This window comes from uncultured Streptococcus sp. (assembly GCF_963521865.1).
Taxonomy (GTDB): domain Bacteria; phylum Bacillota; class Bacilli; order Lactobacillales; family Streptococcaceae; genus Streptococcus.
Genome location: NZ_CAUQWY010000002.1, coordinates 1 through 19,237, shown reverse-complemented (window position 1 = coordinate 19,237; position 19,237 = coordinate 1). Strand labels below are relative to the sequence as shown.

20 protein-coding genes and 2 pseudogenes are annotated in these 19,237 nt (G+C 39.9%); 4 read left to right on the top strand and 18 right to left on the bottom strand.

Annotated features, from left to right (window positions below):
- Window positions 1-102: 102 nt before the first annotated feature.
- A complete protein-coding gene (gene queA / locus RWO85_RS00935; RefSeq protein WP_314413546.1) occupies window positions 103-1,131 on the top strand; it encodes a tRNA preQ1(34) S-adenosylmethionine ribosyltransferase-isomerase QueA in 1,029 nt (342 codons plus the stop codon).
- Window positions 1,132-1,364: 233 nt separating this feature from the next.
- Here the strand turns inward: queA and RWO85_RS00930 are convergent, their stop codons facing one another.
- Complete coding sequence (locus RWO85_RS00930) at window positions 1,365-1,562, bottom strand: hypothetical protein (RefSeq protein WP_314413394.1); 198 nt, start codon at window positions 1,560-1,562, stop codon at window positions 1,365-1,367.
- Window positions 1,563-1,657: 95 nt separating this feature from the next.
- On the opposite strand from RWO85_RS00930, the pseudogene RWO85_RS00925 reads away from it, so the two are divergent.
- A pseudogene (locus RWO85_RS00925) lies at window positions 1,658-2,264 on the top strand (hypothetical protein).
- An 86-nt stretch (window positions 2,265-2,350) separates the two neighbouring features.
- Here RWO85_RS00925 and RWO85_RS00920 read toward each other — a convergent pair.
- The 6 genes from RWO85_RS00920 to RWO85_RS00895 form a co-directional block, all read right to left on the bottom strand.
- On the bottom strand, window positions 2,351-2,554 hold the full coding sequence (locus RWO85_RS00920; RefSeq protein WP_001127305.1) for a hypothetical protein: 204 nt from the start codon (window positions 2,552-2,554) through the stop codon (window positions 2,351-2,353).
- Window positions 2,555-2,679: 125 nt separating this feature from the next.
- Window positions 2,680-3,540 carry a YihY/virulence factor BrkB family protein gene (locus RWO85_RS00915; RefSeq protein WP_314413392.1) on the bottom strand — a complete coding sequence of 287 codons (861 nt, stop codon included), beginning with the start codon at window positions 3,538-3,540 and terminating at the stop codon, window positions 2,680-2,682.
- A gap of 178 nt (window positions 3,541-3,718) precedes the next feature.
- Entirely contained in the window at window positions 3,719-5,773 is a 2,055-nt protein-coding gene (locus tag RWO85_RS00910; protein WP_314413390.1) for a sodium:proton antiporter, read from the bottom strand.
- A gap of 11 nt (window positions 5,774-5,784) precedes the next feature.
- Window positions 5,785-6,039 (bottom strand): hypothetical protein, encoded by a 255-nt coding sequence (locus RWO85_RS00905; RefSeq protein ID WP_000361085.1) that lies wholly within the window; start codon window positions 6,037-6,039, stop codon window positions 5,785-5,787.
- A complete protein-coding gene (locus RWO85_RS00900) occupies window positions 6,032-6,589 on the bottom strand; it encodes a class I SAM-dependent methyltransferase (protein WP_314413389.1) in 558 nt (185 codons plus the stop codon). The genes RWO85_RS00905 and RWO85_RS00900 overlap by 8 nt, the downstream gene beginning before the upstream one ends.
- The gene (locus tag RWO85_RS00895) at window positions 6,573-7,529 is read right to left on the bottom strand and encodes a TIGR01212 family radical SAM protein (protein WP_314413543.1); all 957 of its coding nucleotides are present in this window, start codon (window positions 7,527-7,529) and stop codon (window positions 6,573-6,575) included. Before RWO85_RS00895 ends, RWO85_RS00900 begins: the two co-directional genes overlap by 17 nt.
- 91 nt (window positions 7,530-7,620) lie before the next feature.
- Between RWO85_RS00895 and RWO85_RS00890 the strand changes: the two genes are divergently transcribed.
- The gene (locus tag RWO85_RS00890; protein WP_314413387.1) at window positions 7,621-7,980 is read left to right on the top strand and encodes a DUF3397 domain-containing protein; all 360 of its coding nucleotides are present in this window, start codon (window positions 7,621-7,623) and stop codon (window positions 7,978-7,980) included.
- A gap of 82 nt (window positions 7,981-8,062) precedes the next feature.
- Here RWO85_RS00890 and RWO85_RS00885 read toward each other — a convergent pair whose 3' ends face one another.
- The 7 genes from RWO85_RS00885 to RWO85_RS00855 all read right to left on the bottom strand — a co-directional run bounded on the left by RWO85_RS00885 (window position 8,063) and on the right by RWO85_RS00855 (window position 12,846).
- Window positions 8,063-8,371, bottom strand: a complete 309-nt coding sequence (locus RWO85_RS00885) for a hypothetical protein (RefSeq protein WP_314413386.1) — start codon at window positions 8,369-8,371, stop codon at window positions 8,063-8,065.
- Between the two features lie 477 nt (window positions 8,372-8,848).
- Entirely contained in the window at window positions 8,849-9,634 is a 786-nt protein-coding gene (locus RWO85_RS00880; RefSeq protein WP_314413385.1) for an ABC transporter permease, read from the bottom strand.
- A gap of 1 nt (window position 9,635) precedes the next feature.
- Window positions 9,636-10,454 carry an ABC-2 family transporter protein gene (locus tag RWO85_RS00875; protein ID WP_314413384.1) on the bottom strand — a complete coding sequence of 273 codons (819 nt, stop codon included), beginning with the start codon at window positions 10,452-10,454 and terminating at the stop codon, window positions 9,636-9,638.
- 1 nt (window position 10,455) lies between these two features.
- Entirely contained in the window at window positions 10,456-11,448 is a 993-nt protein-coding gene (locus tag RWO85_RS00870; protein WP_314413383.1) for an ATP-binding cassette domain-containing protein, read from the bottom strand.
- Window positions 11,449-11,903: 455 nt separating this feature from the next.
- A complete protein-coding gene (locus RWO85_RS00865) occupies window positions 11,904-12,110 on the bottom strand; it encodes a hypothetical protein (RefSeq protein WP_314413382.1) in 207 nt (68 codons plus the stop codon).
- 58 nt (window positions 12,111-12,168) lie between these two features.
- The gene (locus RWO85_RS00860; protein WP_314413380.1) at window positions 12,169-12,585 is read right to left on the bottom strand and encodes a hypothetical protein; all 417 of its coding nucleotides are present in this window, start codon (window positions 12,583-12,585) and stop codon (window positions 12,169-12,171) included.
- A gap of 21 nt (window positions 12,586-12,606) precedes the next feature.
- Window positions 12,607-12,846, bottom strand: coding sequence for a hypothetical protein (locus tag RWO85_RS00855; RefSeq protein ID WP_314413379.1), 240 nt, complete (start codon window positions 12,844-12,846; stop codon window positions 12,607-12,609).
- 221 nt (window positions 12,847-13,067) lie between these two features.
- On the opposite strand from RWO85_RS00855, the gene RWO85_RS00850 reads away from it, so the two are divergent.
- Window positions 13,068-13,529 (top strand): helix-turn-helix domain-containing protein, encoded by a 462-nt coding sequence (locus RWO85_RS00850; RefSeq protein WP_314413377.1) that lies wholly within the window; start codon window positions 13,068-13,070, stop codon window positions 13,527-13,529.
- A gap of 156 nt (window positions 13,530-13,685) precedes the next feature.
- Here RWO85_RS00850 and RWO85_RS00845 read toward each other — a convergent pair whose 3' ends face one another.
- The 4 genes and pseudogenes from RWO85_RS00845 to RWO85_RS00830 all read right to left on the bottom strand — a co-directional run.
- The gene (locus RWO85_RS00845) at window positions 13,686-14,567 is read right to left on the bottom strand and encodes a class II fructose-bisphosphate aldolase (RefSeq protein WP_314413374.1); all 882 of its coding nucleotides are present in this window, start codon (window positions 14,565-14,567) and stop codon (window positions 13,686-13,688) included.
- Between the two features lie 140 nt (window positions 14,568-14,707).
- The gene (vncS, locus tag RWO85_RS00840) at window positions 14,708-16,036 is read right to left on the bottom strand and encodes a sensor histidine kinase VncS (RefSeq protein WP_314413373.1); all 1,329 of its coding nucleotides are present in this window, start codon (window positions 16,034-16,036) and stop codon (window positions 14,708-14,710) included.
- Window positions 16,033-16,689, bottom strand: a complete 657-nt coding sequence (gene vncR / locus RWO85_RS00835) for a response regulator transcription factor VncR (RefSeq protein ID WP_314413371.1) — start codon at window positions 16,687-16,689, stop codon at window positions 16,033-16,035. The genes vncS and vncR overlap by 4 nt, the downstream gene beginning before the upstream one ends.
- A 163-nt stretch (window positions 16,690-16,852) precedes the next feature.
- Window positions 16,853-19,237, bottom strand: a pseudogene (locus tag RWO85_RS00830) (hypothetical protein); the annotation flags it as partial.

Below are 19,237 nucleotides of genomic sequence, written 5' to 3'. Positions count from 1 at the left end.
TTTTTGTCAAGTGAAAACGATTTAATTTCTAAAAAAAGAGCGTCCAAACTTGAAACATGTTATAATGGATAGGATTAGAACTTAGAAAGAATGAACAGATATATGAATACAGCTGATTTTGATTTCCACTTGCCTGAGGAATTGATTGCCCAAACGCCCCTTGAAAAACGGGATGCCTCTAAACTCCTCATCGTCAATCGTGAGACGGGAGAAATGCAGGATAAACACTTCCACTCTATTATTGATATGCTGGAACCAGGTGACGCCCTTGTCATGAACGATACCCGCGTTCTCCCAGCCCGCCTCTATGGTCAAAAGGAAGAAACTGGAGGCCATGTGGAACTTCTCCTGCTCAAAAACACTAGTGGAGATGAGTGGGAAGTTCTAGCTAAACCTGCCAAACGCCTCAAGGTTGGTACTCGCGTCAGCTTTGGTGATGGTCGCCTCAGCGCTGTCGTTACAGAAGAATTGAGCCACGGGGGCCGTATTGTCCGCTTTGAATACCAAGGAATTTTCCTAGAAGTCTTAGAAAGTCTGGGTGAAATGCCTCTGCCACCTTATATCCACGAAAAATTGGATGACCGTGAACGTTATCAAACCGTCTACGCCAAGGCAAGTGGCTCTGCTGCAGCACCAACTGCTGGGCTACACTTCACTAAAGAACTGCTAGCAGAAATCCAAGCTAAAGGAGTTCATCTAGTCTATCTAACTCTTCATGTCGGACTCGGAACCTTTAGACCTGTCTCTGTTGACAATCTGGACGAACACGAAATGCACTCAGAATTCTATCAGCTTTCTGAGGAAGCGGCTGTCACTCTTCGCTCTGTTAAGGAAAATGGTGGTCGTGTCATCGCTGTCGGAACCACTTCTATCCGCACCTTGGAAACTATTGGTTCCAAGTTTGATGGGCAAATCCAAGCAGATTCTGGCTGGACCAATATCTTTATCAAACCTGGCTATGAATGGAAGGTCGTGGATGCCTTCTCAACCAACTTCCACCTGCCAAAATCAACTCTGGTCATGTTGGTTTCTGCCTTTGCAGGCCGTGACTTAGTCTTAGATGCCTACCACCATGCCATTCAAGAACACTACCGCTTCTTTAGTTTTGGCGATGCCATGTTTATCTATTAATTTTCATAATCAAAAAAGCGCATATTACCAGGCATTATCCTTTGGTGCTCTAAGCTTTTTTTCTAATGATAGACAAAGTCTGAAAAGCTCTCAGAATCGTTGTCTCAGCACCAAAAATACGTGAAATTTGCATAATTAAAATAAATTTCAGGGGGAGTTATACAAAAAAACGACGATTTAAATCGTCGTTTTACTTAGATAAATATGTAATCTTTTTTTGAAAATACGTCTATTTATTTTTTATGGTTTTTTATTGTAAAGTAGACCCAACCGAATGAACATAGGTTGTAAAAAGCAAATGAAAAAACTGCGAGGATAATAGCTTCTGTGTCTAAATAACCTCTTTCAAGACCGTTTTTCAACAACAACAAGCCTATAGTTTCGATAACGATCAAATATAAAAATATATAAAAAATTTTCGCCTTAAGCATATTGTTACCGCTTTCTTTTTATTTGGTTTTATTGTATAATAAAAATTTAAAAAAATCAAAAATACAAAGGAGTTTCCGTTATGTCTGTTTTCTGTATGTCTAGCATTTCCCCGTCGCTTGTTGTTTTTGCTGATGATAGCTTATCGGCAAACTCTAAAGTTGTATCTGGTGAGGTTCAGTTTGAGAATGGCTCATCAGTGCGGTTCGGAGATACGCAAGTAAATATTTTAAGTGATGAAGTTCTTGAGGTGGTCAATCCAGATGGAAGTGTAGACACTATTGAACAACGTGCTGATGGTGTCTATGTCAATGGGTCATTCTATATGGATTATCAAAAGAATGAAATCGACCTAAATATATCTTTTAGATCATACGATCCTAATGTTTGGAATTACGTCAACCAATACATGGGAATAAATTAGCCAACACATTCGCTAACCTCATGATTGGTTCTGGAATAAGTTACATGATTGGTAAGATAGGTTCTGTATTGGGGGGCCATGGGGTGCAATAATTGGTGGAGCATATTTTGGTATACAAGCTTATCAGTCTTACTTGGATTCACAAAGCCCATATCCATACTACATAACAAGTACTTATATCCATCTTTCTCAAAGAAAATGGAAGTTTATCACTGAATACTATAGAAACTCAAACTATACTGGGTATGTAAAAACCGAAACAACCTACGTGAATTTCTAAAATATAAACCCTGCCTAGATATAAAGGCAGGGTTTATATTTTAGTTAATTGCTCAAGTAATTTGTAAGCATAATACTTGCGAAACTCTATTTGTTCAAGCGGTTCAAAAGCTCTTGTTTTTTATCCTCAAGCTCAGCTCTCCTTTGCTCGATTTCTTCACGTTTTTGGGCGATTTCTGCTTGCGCCTCGGGAGTTTCCAAAGTGCCTTGTGACTTGTGAAATTCTACTAGCATATCAACGATTTTTGGGTCTAATTCGTTGACATAATCAGGATTTGACCATTTCGGCACGTTGCTTGCAGGTGCTTGCTTTTTGCCGCCTTTTTTGGGCGTTTTGGCTTGTTGTTCAGCTTTCTGACTATAGTTGACCTCGTGGAATTTTCATAGTATGCGTTTTGTAATGAATTAAAAATTCGTTAGTCTTTTCTAAAATTCAGATCTTTCAAACTCTGCACACTGGCATTAATCACCGCGCCGACAATCAAAATCTTAGCAATGAGAATAAACCAGAACATCATGACCACCACGACGATGGAACTAAAAAAACGGACGTCCACTAGGTGATTGACATAATTGTTGACATAGACTGAAAAAATATTGAGCAGTAAGACCAGGATCAACAAGACAAAGGCACTGCCTGGCAATACATGTCGAATCCGTCGGACCTTAACATTGGGCAGAAAATAATAAAGCATGACCAAGATTGCAAAAATCAAGGCATAGACCAAGGGACCTGTCAGGTCTTGCAGATAATCAAAAATAGGACTATCCGATTTCCAGTAACTTTTGATAAGGTTGAGAAGCATGCGGCCAAAGACACTGAGAAAGAGGGCTAAGGCAAAGAGAATCTGCAAGCCAAAACTGACAAACAAACTCATGAGCTGACTGGAAATCATTCCACGATTTTTAGCAACTCCGTAAGCTTTATTAAAGGCTTTCTGTAGGAAATTCATGGATTTTGAAAAGGTCCAGAGGGCTGACAAAACCGCAAAACTCAATAAGCCTGTTGACGGTTGGGTCAGCACTTCTGTAATAATCTTTGCCACCACATCATACATGGTTTCTGGCAAGAATTCATTGACAACCTTTAAAAAATTGGAAACTGGAATTTGAAAATAAGGGAGGATATTGACCACCACCAAAAGCAGAGGGAAAATCGAAATCAACCAATAGTAGGCTACTGCGACACTGGTCAACTCACTATCTGATGCTTGATAATAATGCAAAAAAGCTTTTAATAAAGGCTTGTCTATCAGCTCTTTCCACCACTTCTTCATATCATACTCCTTTATTTACAATCTTATACTCAATGAAAATCAAAGAGCAAACTAGAAAGCTAGCCACAAGCTGCTCAAAACACTGTTTTGAGGTTGTAGATAAGACTGACGAAGTCAGTCTCATACATACGGTAAGGCGACGCTGACGTGGTTTGAAGAGATTTTCGAAGAGTATTAACTAATTTCTTCTTACCAATTCCACCATATCATAAGGCAGGGTATTGGCAGCTTCCTTCAAGGAATAGTTCTCTAAGTTATTGACATTTTGTCGTAACTTCTTGGCATACTTGGTCGTAATCAATCGTTTTTCTTCGTATTCGAAAATCAACTTGCGCTCCAGATAATAGCCTCTCAGCATTTCATCGATATTGTTGGGCTTAACGCGATTGATAACCCGTTCGACAAAGGCACCACTAGTGATAATAGCTGTTTCTCGGAGACGAGAATCCTGCATGAAACTGATCAAGGAACTCTTATAAACCCCTTTTAGGTTCTCCAAACTTTCGATAATCATCTCTGTATTTTCTAGATAGAGCTCTGCAATTTGGTCATAGTCAAGGGCTCTGAGTTTCTGTGATTCTTCATTTTTCCAACTACGGAAGGTCTTGCCTAAGGTAAAGACTTCATGAAGGAGAAAACGTAAAATCCGCAAAGAAACAAGGAAATAATAGGTCAATCGTGAAGCAAACTTGCGATTGATACTTTGTTCCATGTTTTTCAGATAACGTTGGTAGACTCGATAGGCACGCTCACTCATCTTGCCTTCTTCGTAGGCCTGTTCCAAACCATCACTTTCAATACTGAGGATGAGAAGTTTCAAGGTCTCCCAGTCTTCTTGAGCCCCCTTATTTTCTTGACTCAAGATAAGATTCTCTATTCGTCCATGGTAATTGTCAATGGCTGCATAGAGAGGGAGCTTATTCTTATGAGTTTCAAGTTCTTTTTCTAACTCTGAAGTAACCTCATTCAAAATGGCGATATGCATGAGATAATCCTTGCTTTCTTCCTGTTCATCAGAAAGATGAGGAAGGACCAATAGACCCGTTAAAAAGCTGACAAGCGTCACACCTGCGACGAGGAAAAGCAAGAGAGGATACTCCTGCTCTAGATTACTTGGTATCAGAAGAATCGTAGCAATCGACACCGTTCCTTTGACACCTGAGAAGGTCAAGAGAAGCATGTCCTTCATATACTTATTTAGCTTTTTCTTGAGACGTCTAGTCCTATAGGCATAATAGCCATAAATCATGACAAAACGAATGGCAAAGAGGACAAAGGTAAGGGCTATAAGAGATAGCAATAAAAGTAAGGGATTATAGATTGGATTGGTCAAGATAGGCTCTGCTATCATTTCCAACTCCATCCCTAAAATCACAAAGACAGAACCGTTGAGCATAAAATTCACTGTGTGCCAGACCGTCTCGGTCACCGTATCCACTTGGGCTTCGAGGAGCGTGATTTTCTTAAAACGGCTTGCCTTTAAAATCCCAGCAACTACAACGGCAATAATTCCTGAAACATGGACTTCTTCTGCCAGGAAGAAGGTTATCAAGGGCAAACTCAATTCTAATAAAAGTTCGCTGGCAATATCCGTTGCGCGCAAACTCAGCAAGAATGTGTGAAGGAAACGGTTGGTCATGGCTGTTAAAAAGCCAATCAAAAAACCGCCTAGGATTGAAAAGATGAGCGAACTACTCGCTTGCCCAAGGGAAAAGGCTCCAGTTGTCCAAGCTGTCAAAGCTACCTGAAAGGCAACCAAACCTGATGCATCATTCAAAAGTCCTTCACCCTTAAGGACATTGGACACGCGCTTAGGAAAGCTAAAGCGCTCCGAAAGAGAGGCAAAGGCCACCAAATCCGTAGGGCCAAGTGCCGCCCCAACAGCCAAACAAGCCGCCAAGGGAAGGCTGAGCCAAAGAAGATGGGCCAAGCCACCCAAACTCAGGGCCGAGATGAAAATCACTGGAAATATGAGATAAACAATGATTCGCCAGTGTTTTAAAATAGCCGTAATATCTGCTTCTTCCGACTCTCGAAAAAGCAAGGGCCCGATAACTAGGGCCAAAAACAACTCCGTATTGAGGTGAAAGTCGGTATTGGGTAAAAAGAGACCAATCACGATTCCCAAAAGAATCTGCACCAAAGGGAGAGGCAAAAAGGGCAGGAGCTTATTGGTGGTACTTGAGACAATCAAAACCAGTAAAAATAGGATGAGGTAAATCAATAATTCCACGCACGTCCTCCTTAATCTTTTTTACAACAGGATTCAAATATCTCCTTCTGCTCTTTGATTTTTTGGTCAATCTTGGAACAATCCTTGTGCTCAATTTTTCTCTGGCACCGTTCCATTTCAAGAGCAACTAATTTTTTCTTGATTTTAAGCATTTTTTTGCTCATATGCGCTTGATCTAACACCCCCACCGCTCGTTCGTGGTGGGTTGATTCAACAAAATTCTGGCGCATGGCATCCAGCTTTTCACGTAGGTATTGTTTATCCATGTCTATATCTCTCTAATTTTTCAATCATCACTAAAAATGGTGGGTTGTTGACTTGGTTTAAAGTTCGGTAAATAGTAGCTGTATACTCTTGTTGATTCAACTGGCTCACAAAATCCAAGACAGCATCCCTCTCGAGGTCGCCTCCTTCATGACCATAGTAGATCATAATAGCAATCCGTCCCCCTTTGACAAGTAAGCTACACAGCTTTTCTAAGGCTTCAATCGTTGTCTGAGGTTGGGTAATGACTGACTTATCAGCAGACGGCAGATAACCCAGATTAAAAATCCCTGCCTTGACTTCTGTCACAAACTGGTCCAGTGTCTCATGGCCTTGCAAGATTAACTGGGCATTTGTCATTCCAGCTTGGTTCAAACGCTCTTGCGTCTTTTCCAAGGCTTGCTCCTGAATATCAAAGGCATAGACTTGCTTGGCTAGCTTGGCCAGAAAAAGCGTGTCATGGCCATTTCCCATAGTCGCATCCACTACGATATCATCCTGAGTTACAACCTCAGCCAAAAAATCATGTGCCATCTCAAGTGGTCTTTTCATTTTCAAACTCCTGTTTTACAGCCTTGCATCCTTGAACGCTTCCACGACGCCGCATCTCCATCTCAATGCTGTTGAGCACTTCCCACTTATTGAGGCTCCACATAGGCCCAATCAGCATATCTCTAGGCGCATCTCCTGTAATTCGATGGATGACGATATGCTTGGGAATGATTTCCAGTTGGTCACAGACGACCTTGACATATTCGTCCTGGCTCATCAACTGCAAACGTCCCTCATGGTAATCTCGTTGCATACGTGTATTGGTCATCAGGTGAAGCAAGTGCAGTTTAATCCCTTGAATATCGTTATCCGTGACACAGCGGCGGACATTTTCAATCATCATCTCATGAGTTTCACCAGGCAAGCCATTGATCAAATGAGAAACAATCTCAATCTTGGGATACTTTCTCAAACGCTTGACCGTTTCCACGTACAATTCATAAGAGTGAGCGCGGTTAATCAGGTCAGAGGTTGTTTCATAAGTGGTCTGCAAGCCCAATTCAACCGTCACATGCATGCGTTCCGATAACTCAGCTAAATATTCGATGGTTTCGTCTGGTAAACAGTCTGGTCGCGTTCCGATATTGATTCCTACTACACCTGGCTCGTTGATAGCCTGCTCATAGCGCTCTCGGATGACTTCCACCTTTTCATGGGTGTTGGTAAAATTTTGAAAATAAACCAGATACTTCTGAACATCCGGCCACTTACGGTGCATAAAGTCAATTTCCTTATAAAATTGCTCACGGATAGGCGCGTCCGGTGCTACGATAGCATCTCCAGAACCTGAAACCGTACAAAAAGTACAGCCTCCATGAGCCACAGTTCCATCACGATTGGGACAGTCAAATCCCGCATCAATCGGGACTTTAAAGGTCTTTTCTCCAAAGAGTTTTCGATAATAATCATTCAAGGTGTTATAAGATTTCATAACCTTCATTATAACAAAAAACACCCACAATCTCAAAAGCCTGACTTTCCTATAAATTCCTCTGTTTCTCGTTTCCATTAGCCATTTTTTATGATACAATATGGGTATGATTTTAATGAAATTAGCATCTATTTTATTATTGATACTGACCTTAGTCGTCTGCATTATCATAACCAAACTTTTTAGATTAAAAAAACTAGGACGAAACTTTGCGGATTTGGCTTTTCCAGTTTTAATATTTGAGTATTACTTGATTACAGCTAAAACCTTTACCCATAATTTCCTCCCTAGAATAGGCCTAGCCCTCTCAGTCCTAGCCATTATTCTCGTTTTTTTCTTCCTTCTGAAAAAACGCAGCTTTTACTATCCTAAATTCATCAAATTCTTCTGGCGTGCAGGGTTCTTATTGACCCTTGTTATGTATATTGAGATGATTGTTGAATTGATGGCTCAGAAATAAAAAGATAAATCGAAAACACCTCAATCAAACTGAAATACCGTGATTGAAGTGTTTTTTTCTTTATCTATTTTTTCATAAATTCCTATTTTCCTTCTTTATCAGGAAAGAGATAACCAATACCTACACAAGCCAGCACACCTGCTCCAATCACCAAGCCACTTGAAATTGGCAACAGGTCCAAAATTGCATTTGCGATGATAAAGGCAATAATGAAACATATCAGACTAGCCTTGTAGTCTTTTTTCAAAAGATTCTCTAGTGTGAAAAAGAGGAACAATCCTACCGGAATCAGTGACCAGAGGTTGACATCTAAAATTGGCCAGCCAACAGAACCAAAATACACTACTGTCGCTGCTGCTACTAAAAATACAATCCCCAATAATTTTTTCATTTGTTTATCTCCAATTTCGTTTTTAGGAACTTGAGTTATCTGATATTGATACCTCACATCCCTTACACAAATCATTATAGCAGAGGGCAGTTCCAAGAACAAGCTCTTTTGTCTATCTGGTCGCTATATCGGTCTAAGTGGTTGAATAGTTAGGATAAAAGAAAAGAAGCCTAATGAGCTTCTTCACTTTGACGATTGCAGGGTTTGAACCTGTGACCTAGACTTTACGAGTGCCTTGCTCTAGTAACTAATACTCAATGAAAATCAAAGAACAAACTAGGAAGCTAGCCGCAGGTTGCTAAAAGCACTGTTTTGAGGTTGCAGATGGAAGCTGACGTGGTTTGAAGAGATTTTCGAAGAGTATAAGCTAAATCGGTGATTACACTTACAGTATAGCACTCTGAGAATAGGTGTCAAGAAATTTTCATCTCTATCAGAAAAAGCCTGTCATGAGACAAAGCTTTGGTATTCTATTATTTACGAACCTGCACTTTCGTAGGCATCTAAGCCCCTATCCCAAAGTTTAAGGGAAATGACAAAGAAAACCAGGGAAATCAACATCAAACCTCCGATGTTAAAGATTACATCCTTGTCCTGCAAGAAATAGCTGGCAGGATAGTAGGCCGTAAAGGCAAAAGGCACGATAAAGCTAATCAACCAACGAAGAAGCGAATTGTAAATGGAAATCGGATACTTGGCAAAATCATTAAACATATAGAAAATGTAAATCATTGCTCCTGACTGCTTGGTCCAAAAAGCAATACTGGCTGTCGCTATTTTCAAGGAAGTGTAGATCAAGGTCGCAAAAGGAATACAGACTAGGAAAAGCAGGAATTTTGGAAGAGTCCAAGCAATGCTGGTCACTGTTGTTCCCAGTAAAATACCACCTACCAAGAGTTCTCCCAAGGCATCAATCTGAAAGGTCTCAACTAGGATGTGAAAGAGGGGATTGATGGGACGAGTCAGATACTTGTCAAACTCCCCTTTTCGGACTAGGCGTTGCCCTAGTGCCCAGAGATTGTCAAAAAAGAGATGGTCCAGTCCCTTGGGAATCAAAGAAAAACCATAGATAAAGGCAATCTCTTGAAAGGTCCAACCTTCTAGGGATGGAATATGTTGAAAGATGACATTAAGAAACAAGAGGTTCAAGCCTTGAGTTAAAAAAACTCCCAAGACACCAACCACAAAATCGACCTTGTACTCCATGATTTGCTTGATGTATTGTCTGATAAAAATCAGATGCATGCGTTGATATTTTTTCATACTAACCTCCTTGAATGGTGATAAATGACTGGACTCGTTTCCAAATCAACTGAGACAAGCCTACCATCACTAAGAGCCAGAAGAACTGCAAAGCGAGCGCCTGAAGAATCTGATTGGCATCATATTTCCCAACGATAATCATGACCGGAGTATAAATCAAGGATGAAAAAGGCAGGAAGGACAGAATATCTGCAACAACCTTTGGAAAGAAAGCCAAGGGAATCAAACTGCCAGACATAAAGGCCACTATGGAAGTCTTTAGTAGATTGGAACCCCAAAGATTTTTAAACACAAAGGCAGAAAACCCAAAGCAGATATTAAAGAAAAAGTTAATCAGATAGGCTAGGGTTAAGCTAAAGAGATAAAGGATGGTTAATCCCAGCACTTCTACAATTCCTTGTCCTGATAAGATTTTCATCAAAACAATGACACTTAAAAATGGAAGGCCAACAGAGATAAAAATCAACCACTTGGAACCAAGTTCTGTGAAAAGATAGGAGGCCGCAAAATGCACCGGTCTCAACAAGCGCATGATAATGGAACCATCCTTGACCTCCTCCCCAATCATAAAGGACGAATCTGACCTAGTCAGAAGATTTGTCACAAAACTCATGATGATGTAGAGGGTGATATCTGCCATACTGAAGCCCTGAATTAAAGACTCTTGCGAAGAATCAAAGACAGCCTTCCAGAGATAAAAGGCCACAAAAGCACCCATGACATCGCCAATCCGATAGAGAATAAAGTTGACTCGATAGGTGATTAATTCCTGAACACCTGCATTGATAAAGGGTTTATAACGTCTCCACAATTTGACCATCTTAGAGCTCCTTTCGATAGAAGCGACGGATAATATCCTCGATATCCGTATCCACCATCTTCAAATCGCGGATTTCAAAATCAGACAGGGTTTGCTTAATAATATCAGCTGATTGGTAGCGAGAACTATCGAATTCAATGTTGAGGCTATTCCCCTGTCTATCAATAATCATATCAGGTAGGCCTTCATAGTGAGAGACGAGATGACTTTGACCTGGTAGCAGTTCAAAGGAGAGCGTCTTCATCTTGCCAAAGGTTTCCTTTAGTTGGCTCACCGTTCCATCAAAAATCTCCTGCCCCTTGTCAATCATAAAAATCCGATCACAGAGTTGCTCAATATCACTCAGATCGTGAGTGGTCAAGAGAATGGTAGTCTCTTCCTCCTGATTGATCTGGGTAATGGCACGACGAATGTTATCCTTGACGGAAACATCCAAACCAATGGTTGGCTCATCTAAAAAGAGAACCTTGGGATTGTGGAGCAAGGACGCCGCAATATCCGCCCGCATCCGTTGTCCCAGTGAAAGAGTTCGCACGGGATCCTTGATAAAGTCTTTCAAATCCAAGACTTCATTCAAAAAGTCCATACGCTTATGAAAGAGCGAGTCTGGCACATCATAAATCTCTTTTAAGACCGTGTAGGTCTCTTGCAGTGCCAAATCCCACCATAGCTGGGTGCGTTGTCCAAAAACTATGCCAATATCTTTGACATAATCTTGGCGATTATCCTGGGGAATCTTGCCATTAATCCGACAAAAACCAGATGTCGGTTTTAAAATCCCTGTCAGCATTTTAATGGTTGTCGACTTTCCAGCACCATTTGCCCCGATAAAGCCTAAAATTTGTCCTTTTGGGACCTCAAAGGTCAAATCCTTGACCGCTTCAAAGGTCTGCTTTTCAGGATGAATAAAGGAGCGCAAAGCCCCCTTCAAGCCTGGTTCCTTAACAGTCTTCACAAAATTTTTCTGAAGATGCTCCACTTCTATCATTGCCATATCTATCTCCCTATCGTAAGGAATAGCAACATTGTATTTTTGACTACAAATATTCTAAATCCTTACTTTCTACACCTTCTACATTTTATTACTACAAAAGGCTTTATACCAACCTATTATAATCCAATAAAAAATAGAATGCAAGCGTTTGCCTAAAGTTTATGAAAATGAAAATTTTTCTCTTAAAGTGGGACTTTTATACTCAATGAAAATCAAAGAGCAAACTAGGAAGTTAGCCGCAGGTTGCTCAAAACACTGCTTTGAGGTTGTAGGTGAAACTGACGAAGTCAGTAACATATATACGGTAAGGCGACGCTGACGCGGTTCGAAGAGTATTAGTCCAAAATTCTGGCTTAATAGTCTCCTTAAAACACCAAAAAACCTGCCCAATGAGCAGGCTGGTGGATAAATAAACTAAAATTGTATCTAATGTAGTAGTCAAAGCTCACAAAAATCTAAAAACCTAAACGTTCTTTATCCCAATTCCCATACTCATCATACCCAAAACCATCAGGATCCATCGCATCAATCCCACATTGTTCTAGAAAACGAAAGCAGTCTTTGCAATAGTAAACTCCATCAGTATGATCACTACCATCCCAATTAAGCTCTCTCTTAGTGAACTCTCCACCACATTCTTCGCACGTATATAATTTTGACATATAATTACCTCTCTTTGTCCTTTTTAAATTATGTTTCAATCAAATATAGAGTGTAAAACTACAAGTTATTCTCTTTACGGAATTCCTCTTTTTCTATTTCTGTTCCTCCTCTTACAAAAGTATTTTCGCCTAGATGATATAAATGTACACAAGGAGATTTTCTTTCATCAGGATAAATATGATTAATAGCTTGTTCTTCTTGTAGCAGTTCAGAAAAGGTTGAATCATCTGATGTTTGGACTCGCTCTGTATCTTCCAAATCATTAGTCCATTTTTGATTAAGAGCATTTTTATTAGTCAACAAACTTATATAAACCAATGTAATTATAGAAATAAGTTCAGGATGTTTTTCTACAAAATTTAGACACTTCTTCCCAGCTTTATGTATATTATTACCTGCAGATTTTGATATTCTTTTTGTTCGGTTTAATACGATTTGTGCTCGTGTTTCGATTCTTTCCATATTAATTTTCATTATTTTTCCCTTGTTTCGATTTCATCTTACTTTTATTGAATTAACTACAATATATGAATTAATTAATCCAATTTTGTATTTTTTGTTCAGTATTTTTGCACATTCTAAGACACTTAAGTCTCCAGATTCTATGAAATTTATTTCTTGACCTCTATTACTTATCAAAAAGTCTGTAAACTTTTTAGCCATTACGCTCTTTCTAATCAATAGAAAGATAGAAAAAGAAATTAATAATAAAATAAACAATAATTGTATTTCCATAACAATACTCCACTTCATTTTTTAATAGTTTTACTATGATTATCTAATTAAATTGTACTTCTCCTCTTATTTAGTTAAGTATAGTACAATATTTTTTAACTGTCAAGTATTTTATATAAATATTATTTTTTTGTGTGTAGAAAATATTTTATCGTGGACAACTATTTAAATTATTTTTTATTTTTGTTATAATAGAAATAGAAAATTATAGGTAAGAAGATATGTTAAAAGAAAAATATCCATCAACTGAAGATACGAGATTAATTCTACAAAATAACCTAAAAGCTATTAGAGAGATTTTGAATTGGACAAGTTCAGACCTCAGCAATCTTATAGGAGTTACTAAACAAACCATCAGTAATATTGAAACTCAAAAAAGTAGATTAACAAAACTCCACCATATTGCGTTACGTACTGTAATAGACTTTGAAATTGAAAATTTAAAAAAGACAGATCGAGACAGAGCTGATAGAGCTGAAATGTTGCTAAATTTTTTTGATGAATCAGAAAAATATGCAGTGTCTGAGAATAAATCATTAGATTTTGAACAAATTAGTGAAGCATCTTCATTAATTGCAACCGCATCTACTGTCAAAAATGCTTCTAAAATAATTGGTTCACTTGTACCAATTATTGGGGCAACAGTTGTTGCAGCCTTAATGAACTCAAAAGACAAGAAATAATATTTATTTCGTAAAAATAAAACAATAAGCAAAAGACGAATAATTATTTTATCGTTTTTCGCTTATTTTTATTTGTACGATAATAACATTCGTTTAACCAAACACCAAAAAACCCACCCTTAGGGGCAGGTTTCTGATCTGTATTGTTCAGCTAGATTAAGCTTTACCTTCTGAACCGAATACGTCGATACGTTCTTCAACTGATGCTTGAATAGCTTTTACACCGTCAGCCAAGAATTTACGTGGATCGAAGAGTTTTTTCTTGTCGTATTCTGCTTCGTTTGCTTCGTAGTCACGAGCAAATTTACGAGTTGCGTTAGCGAATGCGATTTGGCATTCAGTGTTAACGTTAACTTTCGCAACACCAAGTTTGATAGCTGCTTGGATTTGCTCATCAGGAATACCTGATCCACCGTGCAATACGATTGGGAATCCTGGAACAGCTTCAGTCAATTTTTGCAAATGATCAAGGTGAAGACCTTTCCAGTTTTCTGGGTAAGGACCGTGGATGTTACCGATACCAGCTGCCAAGAAGTCGATACCAGTTGCAACCATTGCTTTAGCGTCTTCGATTGGAGCCAATTCACCTTTACCGATGATTCCGTCTTCTTCACCACCGATAGTACCAACTTCAGCTTCTACTGAGATACCTTTAGCGTGTGCTTTTTCAACAACTTCTTTAGCCAATTTAAGGTTTTCTTCAACTGGAAGGTGTGAACCGTCAAACATGATTGAAGTGTAACCAACTTCGATACACTCAAGTGCATCTTCGTAGTGACCGTGGTCAAGGTGGATAGCTACTGGTACAGTGATACCCATTGATTCAACAAGGTTAGCGATCAAGTTGCGAGCAACTTTGTAACCACCCATGTATTTAGCAGCACCCATTGAAGTTTGGATCAAAACTGGAGCTTTTTTAGCTTCTGCTGCGCGCAAGATAGCTTGAGTCCACTCAAGGTTGTTTGTGTTAAATCCACCAACTGCATAACCGTTGTCACGAGCTGCTTGGACAAATTTTTCTGCTGAAACGATTGCCATTTTATCAGGCCTCCTGTATATTTTTATGGGACATCCCATTTACATTGTTCATTTTATCACTTTTTGACAAAAAAATCTAGTTTTTCCCGTAGTTTCGATTGAATTTCTTCTATCTTCATCCATGTAAACCCTTTCTATCCCTAGCCCTGAGTAACTTTTGGAAAAGCTATAAAGAAGGTCAAATGATTTTCCTCCATCTCGAAACGATAAGGTAAATTTTCATGTTCTAATAAACTTTTGACCACAAAGAGTCCCATCCCAGATCCCTTGGTCTTACGACTAGCATTATCAGAAAAAGATTGAGCTAGTTTTTCTTGTTCTTCTGGACTACAGCTATTCTCGATAAAGAGTTCCCCTTCTCTTTCTCCAATTAGAACTAAACCACCTAGAACAGAGTGCTTAATAGCATTGCTGATGAGGTTAGACAGAATTAATTTCATGACAGATGGGTTTAGATAAGCCTGCTGGTAGGTCAAGCTATTGTCAATCTGGAGTTCTCTTTCCTTGGCTAGTAAAGCATAATCCTTAACCAGACTTTGCGTCATTTGGAATAGGTCAATGTTCTCCTTCTCCTCTCGCAATTCCTGCACAGAAGAGAGAGAAAGTATTTGAAGAACATGATGACTGAGATCATCCACAATCTCCAAGGAAACTCCCAGATAGTGATCTCGATCCTTATAACGTCCGACATTTTCTTTCATATTTTCAATCAAGATTTTCAAACTAGCCAGAGGTGTTTTCAATTCATGAGAAGCACCTCGTAAGAACTCAACCTTCATCTTCTCAAGTTGGAGAATAGCTTCATTCTTGTCATGCAAGTCCGCAATAACAGTCAAAAGATGCTGGTAAAGGCTATTGATTTGTTCCTTGAGATCACCAATCTCATCCTTAGAATCCACACGCAATCTCACTTGGACATCCAGTTCCATCATCCGACGAGTCACTCGCTTGATTTCCAAAATCGGTGCAACAATGGTCCGAGCATAGATGTAGGCCACCAAAAGGGAAATTAGAAAGGAGGCCAGCAAGGTATAGGGTAGAAACTGAAGACTAATCTGCTCTGCTTCCTTTTGCAAATCTACAGAAGCTAAAAACTGAAGAGTCATAGTTCCGCCATCAGACGTTTTCACTTCCCGCTCCTCTATAAAGAGGGAGGTTGTCTGACGGTCCGTATCCAGAGGAATACTATCCTTGACTTCTAACTTGTCCTCGGTCATCTCGCCCTTGACGGCCCCCTTGATATCACTGGTCTGAGAATACAAGTCTAAGACTTGCTCGATGCTCTGCCTATCCTTACCTTCTAGGGACTGGGCAATGGCTGTCGCTTTCTGCCCAATGGTTTCCTGACGATGGATCAGATAAGTCGAGGGAAATAGAAAATAAATGGCTAAATGAAGACAGACGACTAGAACACTAAAAATCGAGAAGGTATAGATAAATATCTTTGTAAATAAACCTGTTCGTTTCATTTTCGCTCCAATTTATAACCAACATTGCGCACAGTGAGGATGCAGTCCAAGTCCAGCTTTTTCCGCAATTCTTTAACATAAACATCAACTACCCGATCAAAAGGAACTTCATCCGTAGCCTTCCAAACTCCGTCTATAATTTGCGACCGACTCAAGGCCCGCCCTTCATTTTTTACCAAATAATCAAGAATTTCTAACTCTTTGGCATTGATTGCTACTTCCGCACCTGCTAGGGTTGCACTGTAGCTCTCAAAGTCCACCTTGGCATCCTTATAGGAGAAGATTCGTCCCGTATCATAGTAGCGCTTGAAAATCGCGTCTATCCTCACTTTTAAGAGGGACAGAGAAAAAGGCTTTTCCAGATAGCCATCTGCCAGAGATGCAAAAGCACTCATCTTGTATTCCTCATCCTGAAAGGCTGTTAACATCAAGACAGGAACCTGACTGGTTTTACGAATCTCAGCTAGGACTTCCAGACCATTGAGTTTGGGCATCTGGATATCCAGTAAAACCAGGGCCACCTCATAGCTAGAAAATTGCTCCAAGGCTTCTTGTCCGTCCGCCGCCTCAATGGTTTCATAACCACAATCCGTCAAATAATCACTGACCCCCTCACGGATCATCTCTTCATCTTCTACAATTAAAATTTTCATACTTTAACTGCTCTCTTTTTTTATTTTTCTTAGAATAAATACCTACTCTATTTTCTATTATAGCCTCTTACTGGACTTTTGTCTTTAAGAAACTGACCACTAGATAAAACAAAGAGAGCCTATCGCTCTCTCTGCTTGCATTTCACTCTCTATAGAATGAAAATTATTTAGCTGCTTTTGAAAATGTTACAACGTAGTTATAATCTTTCCCATTAGCTTGATAGACATAGTCCTCTTTGAAAGTATAGCCGCGTTTGCTCAACTCTTCTTTCTTAGCTTCAACTTGGTTCTTAACTACTACTTTCACCTCTTCATTTGATAAACCTTCCGCAATTTCAAGAGAAGTTCCATTGATATCTCCAAGGAAACCTGCAATATCTTTCATTTGATCAAGGTTATAAAAAACATTTACTTTGACCTTTTGAGGAGCTGGCTGTTCTAGACTTCTACGATTTCGGCTAGCACGTGGTTGAACTGATGGAGCCATTCTGAAACCTGAAGTTCCTGTAGTCTCCTTAGTGAATGTAACGACGTAGTTATAATTTTTCACAGTAGTATCTTGTTCAAAAATAATGTCATTTTTCACATAATACCCTCTAGTAGCTAGGTCTTTTATCTTGGCTTGAATTTTTTCTTTTACTAACTCTTTTGCCTGTTCTTCATTAGTTCCAGCAGGAATCATGACAGTGTTATTTTCTCCTGGGTCAGATAGGAAACCATGAATATCTGGCATTCCAGCGAAGTTATAGCTAATATTGACAGTGCCATCTGGTTCTGATGTTGAACGTGCTACTCTTCTTGCTCTTGCTTGAACTGATGGAGCATTTCTAAAACTTGAAGTTCCCGCTGTAGTTTCTGTTGAAGCTGGTTGTGGTTGGGCTGTTGGTGCTGATGAGTTATCTGTCCCTTCTGCTGAGGCCGGTTGCGTTGCTCCTGAAGGTGCTTCTCCTGAACCATGTCCTATTGCTGTGCTTCCATTGTCAATAGTAGTACCTTCATTACGACCATTTGTTAAATTATCTTTGTTATAATTTGGTGCAGGTAATTCTTCACCTGGAACATTAATCTCATCAATCTTAGTTTGATATTCATCCGTAGCATCTACTGCAGCATCGTGATCTTTAGCATTATTTATCGCTTCTAATCCTGCTTCTTTTAATTCTTTTAATTTAGCTTCTAACTTAGCTTTTTCTGCTTCATCTTTAACTTTTTCAATTTCACTAAGTTTTGAAGATGCAATTTTTTCAATAATATCTTTTCCATCTTTTTTTGCTTCCTCAAGTTTTTCATCTTTAGGTGCTACTTCAGTTGGATTTGCTACTTTCGGTATTGTTGCAGTTGGTTCGTCTGCTTTCGGATCAGCTGTTGCTACTGGCGCTTCTACTTTTGGTGTTGAAGACGCTGGCTCCTCTGATTTTGGTGCCGGAGTCGTTGGCTCTTCTACTTTTGGTGCCGGAGCCACTGGTTCCTCTACTGTTGATGCTGGTGTTGCTGGCTCGTCTGATTTTGGCATTGTTGCCACTGGTTCTTCTGCTTTTGGTGTTGTTCCTGATGCTGGTTCTTCCACTTTCGGCGCCGGTGTCGCTGGCTCCTCTGATTTTGGCGCTGGAGTCGTTGGCTCTTCTACTTTTGGTGCCGGAGCCACTGGTTCCTCTACTGTTGATGCTGGTGTTGCTGGCTCGTCTGATTTTGGCATTGTTGCCACTGGTTCTTCTGCTTTTGGTGTTGTTCCTGATGCTGGTTCTTCTGTTTTTGGCGCCGGTGTCGCTGGTTCCTCTGCTTTTGACGCTGGAGGCACTGCTTCTTCTGCTTTTGGTGTTGTTCCTGATGGATCAGTCGCTACTGGCTCGTCTGATTTTGGTTCAGTCGCTGCTGGCTCTTCTGCTTTCAGCGCTGGAGTCACTGGCTCTTCTGTTTTTGGCTCAGTTGCTGCTGGTTCTTCTGCTTTTGGTGCTGAAGTCGCTGGCTCCTCCACTTTTGGCGCTGGAGCCGCTGGCTCTTCTACTTTTGGTGCCGGAGCCGCTGGTTCCTCTACTTTTGGTGTTGAAGACGCTGGCTCCTCTGATTTTGGCGCTGGTTCCTCTGCTTTTGACGCTGGAGGCACTGCTTCTTCTGCTTTTGGTGTTGTTCCTGATGGATCAGTCGCTACTGGCTCGTCTGATTTTGGTTCAGTCGCTGCTGGTTCTTCCACTTTCGGTGCTGGCGCTTCTGAACTTGGATTTGAAACTACAGGTTGATTTGTAGTTTCAGCATTTGAAGGAGTAGTTTCTGTTACTGGAGTTGAAGCTCCTGAATGACCCTTATTTGTTACACCTGTTGATGAATTTGAAGATTCGGCTTTTGTTTCGGCTTTTGGCGCAACTGAGACTGAAGTTTCTGATTTCGGTGCTGATACTGCTGGTGTTTCCACAACTACTGGTGTCGTTTGTTTAACAGTAGTTGTTTGCTCTCCAGTTACAGTATCAGTCTTTGTTTCAACTTCATAACTTTGATAGCTACCAGAATTATCAATCGACACTCGCTGTCTTTTGACTTCTGTATTTCCATC

Bases quoted from the DNA above. Each gene is read 5' to 3' on its own strand.
- queA (WP_314413546.1), top strand. From the start codon at position 103: ATGAATACAGCTGATTTTGATTTCCACTTGCCTGAGGAATTGATTGCC.
- RWO85_RS00930 (WP_314413394.1), bottom strand. From the start codon at position 1,562: ATGCTTAAGGCGAAAATTTTTTATATATTTTTATATTTGATCGTTATC.
- RWO85_RS00915 (WP_314413392.1), bottom strand. From the start codon at position 3,540: ATGAAGAAGTGGTGGAAAGAGCTGATAGACAAGCCTTTATTAAAAGCT.
- RWO85_RS00905 (WP_000361085.1), bottom strand. From the start codon at position 6,039: ATGGATAAACAATACCTACGTGAAAAGCTGGATGCCATGCGCCAGAAT.
- RWO85_RS00900 (WP_314413389.1), bottom strand. From the start codon at position 6,589: ATGAAAAGACCACTTGAGATGGCACATGATTTTTTGGCTGAGGTTGTA.
- RWO85_RS00895 (WP_314413543.1), bottom strand. From the start codon at position 7,529: ATGAAGGTTATGAAATCTTATAACACCTTGAATGATTATTATCGAAAA.
- RWO85_RS00890 (WP_314413387.1), top strand. From the start codon at position 7,621: ATGGGTATGATTTTAATGAAATTAGCATCTATTTTATTATTGATACTG.
- RWO85_RS00885 (WP_314413386.1), bottom strand. From the start codon at position 8,371: ATGAAAAAATTATTGGGGATTGTATTTTTAGTAGCAGCAGCGACAGTA.
- RWO85_RS00880 (WP_314413385.1), bottom strand. From the start codon at position 9,634: ATGAAAAAATATCAACGCATGCATCTGATTTTTATCAGACAATACATC.
- RWO85_RS00875 (WP_314413384.1), bottom strand. From the start codon at position 10,454: ATGGTCAAATTGTGGAGACGTTATAAACCCTTTATCAATGCAGGTGTT.
- RWO85_RS00870 (WP_314413383.1), bottom strand. From the start codon at position 11,448: ATGGCAATGATAGAAGTGGAGCATCTTCAGAAAAATTTTGTGAAGACT.
- RWO85_RS00865 (WP_314413382.1), bottom strand. From the start codon at position 12,110: ATGTCAAAATTATATACGTGCGAAGAATGTGGTGGAGAGTTCACTAAG.
- RWO85_RS00860 (WP_314413380.1), bottom strand. From the start codon at position 12,585: ATGAAAATTAATATGGAAAGAATCGAAACACGAGCACAAATCGTATTA.
- RWO85_RS00855 (WP_314413379.1), bottom strand. From the start codon at position 12,846: ATGGAAATACAATTATTGTTTATTTTATTATTAATTTCTTTTTCTATC.
- RWO85_RS00850 (WP_314413377.1), top strand. From the start codon at position 13,068: ATGTTAAAAGAAAAATATCCATCAACTGAAGATACGAGATTAATTCTA.
- RWO85_RS00845 (WP_314413374.1), bottom strand. From the start codon at position 14,567: ATGGCAATCGTTTCAGCAGAAAAATTTGTCCAAGCAGCTCGTGACAAC.
- vncS (WP_314413373.1), bottom strand. From the start codon at position 16,036: ATGAAACGAACAGGTTTATTTACAAAGATATTTATCTATACCTTCTCG.
- vncR (WP_314413371.1), bottom strand. From the start codon at position 16,689: ATGAAAATTTTAATTGTAGAAGATGAAGAGATGATCCGTGAGGGGGTC.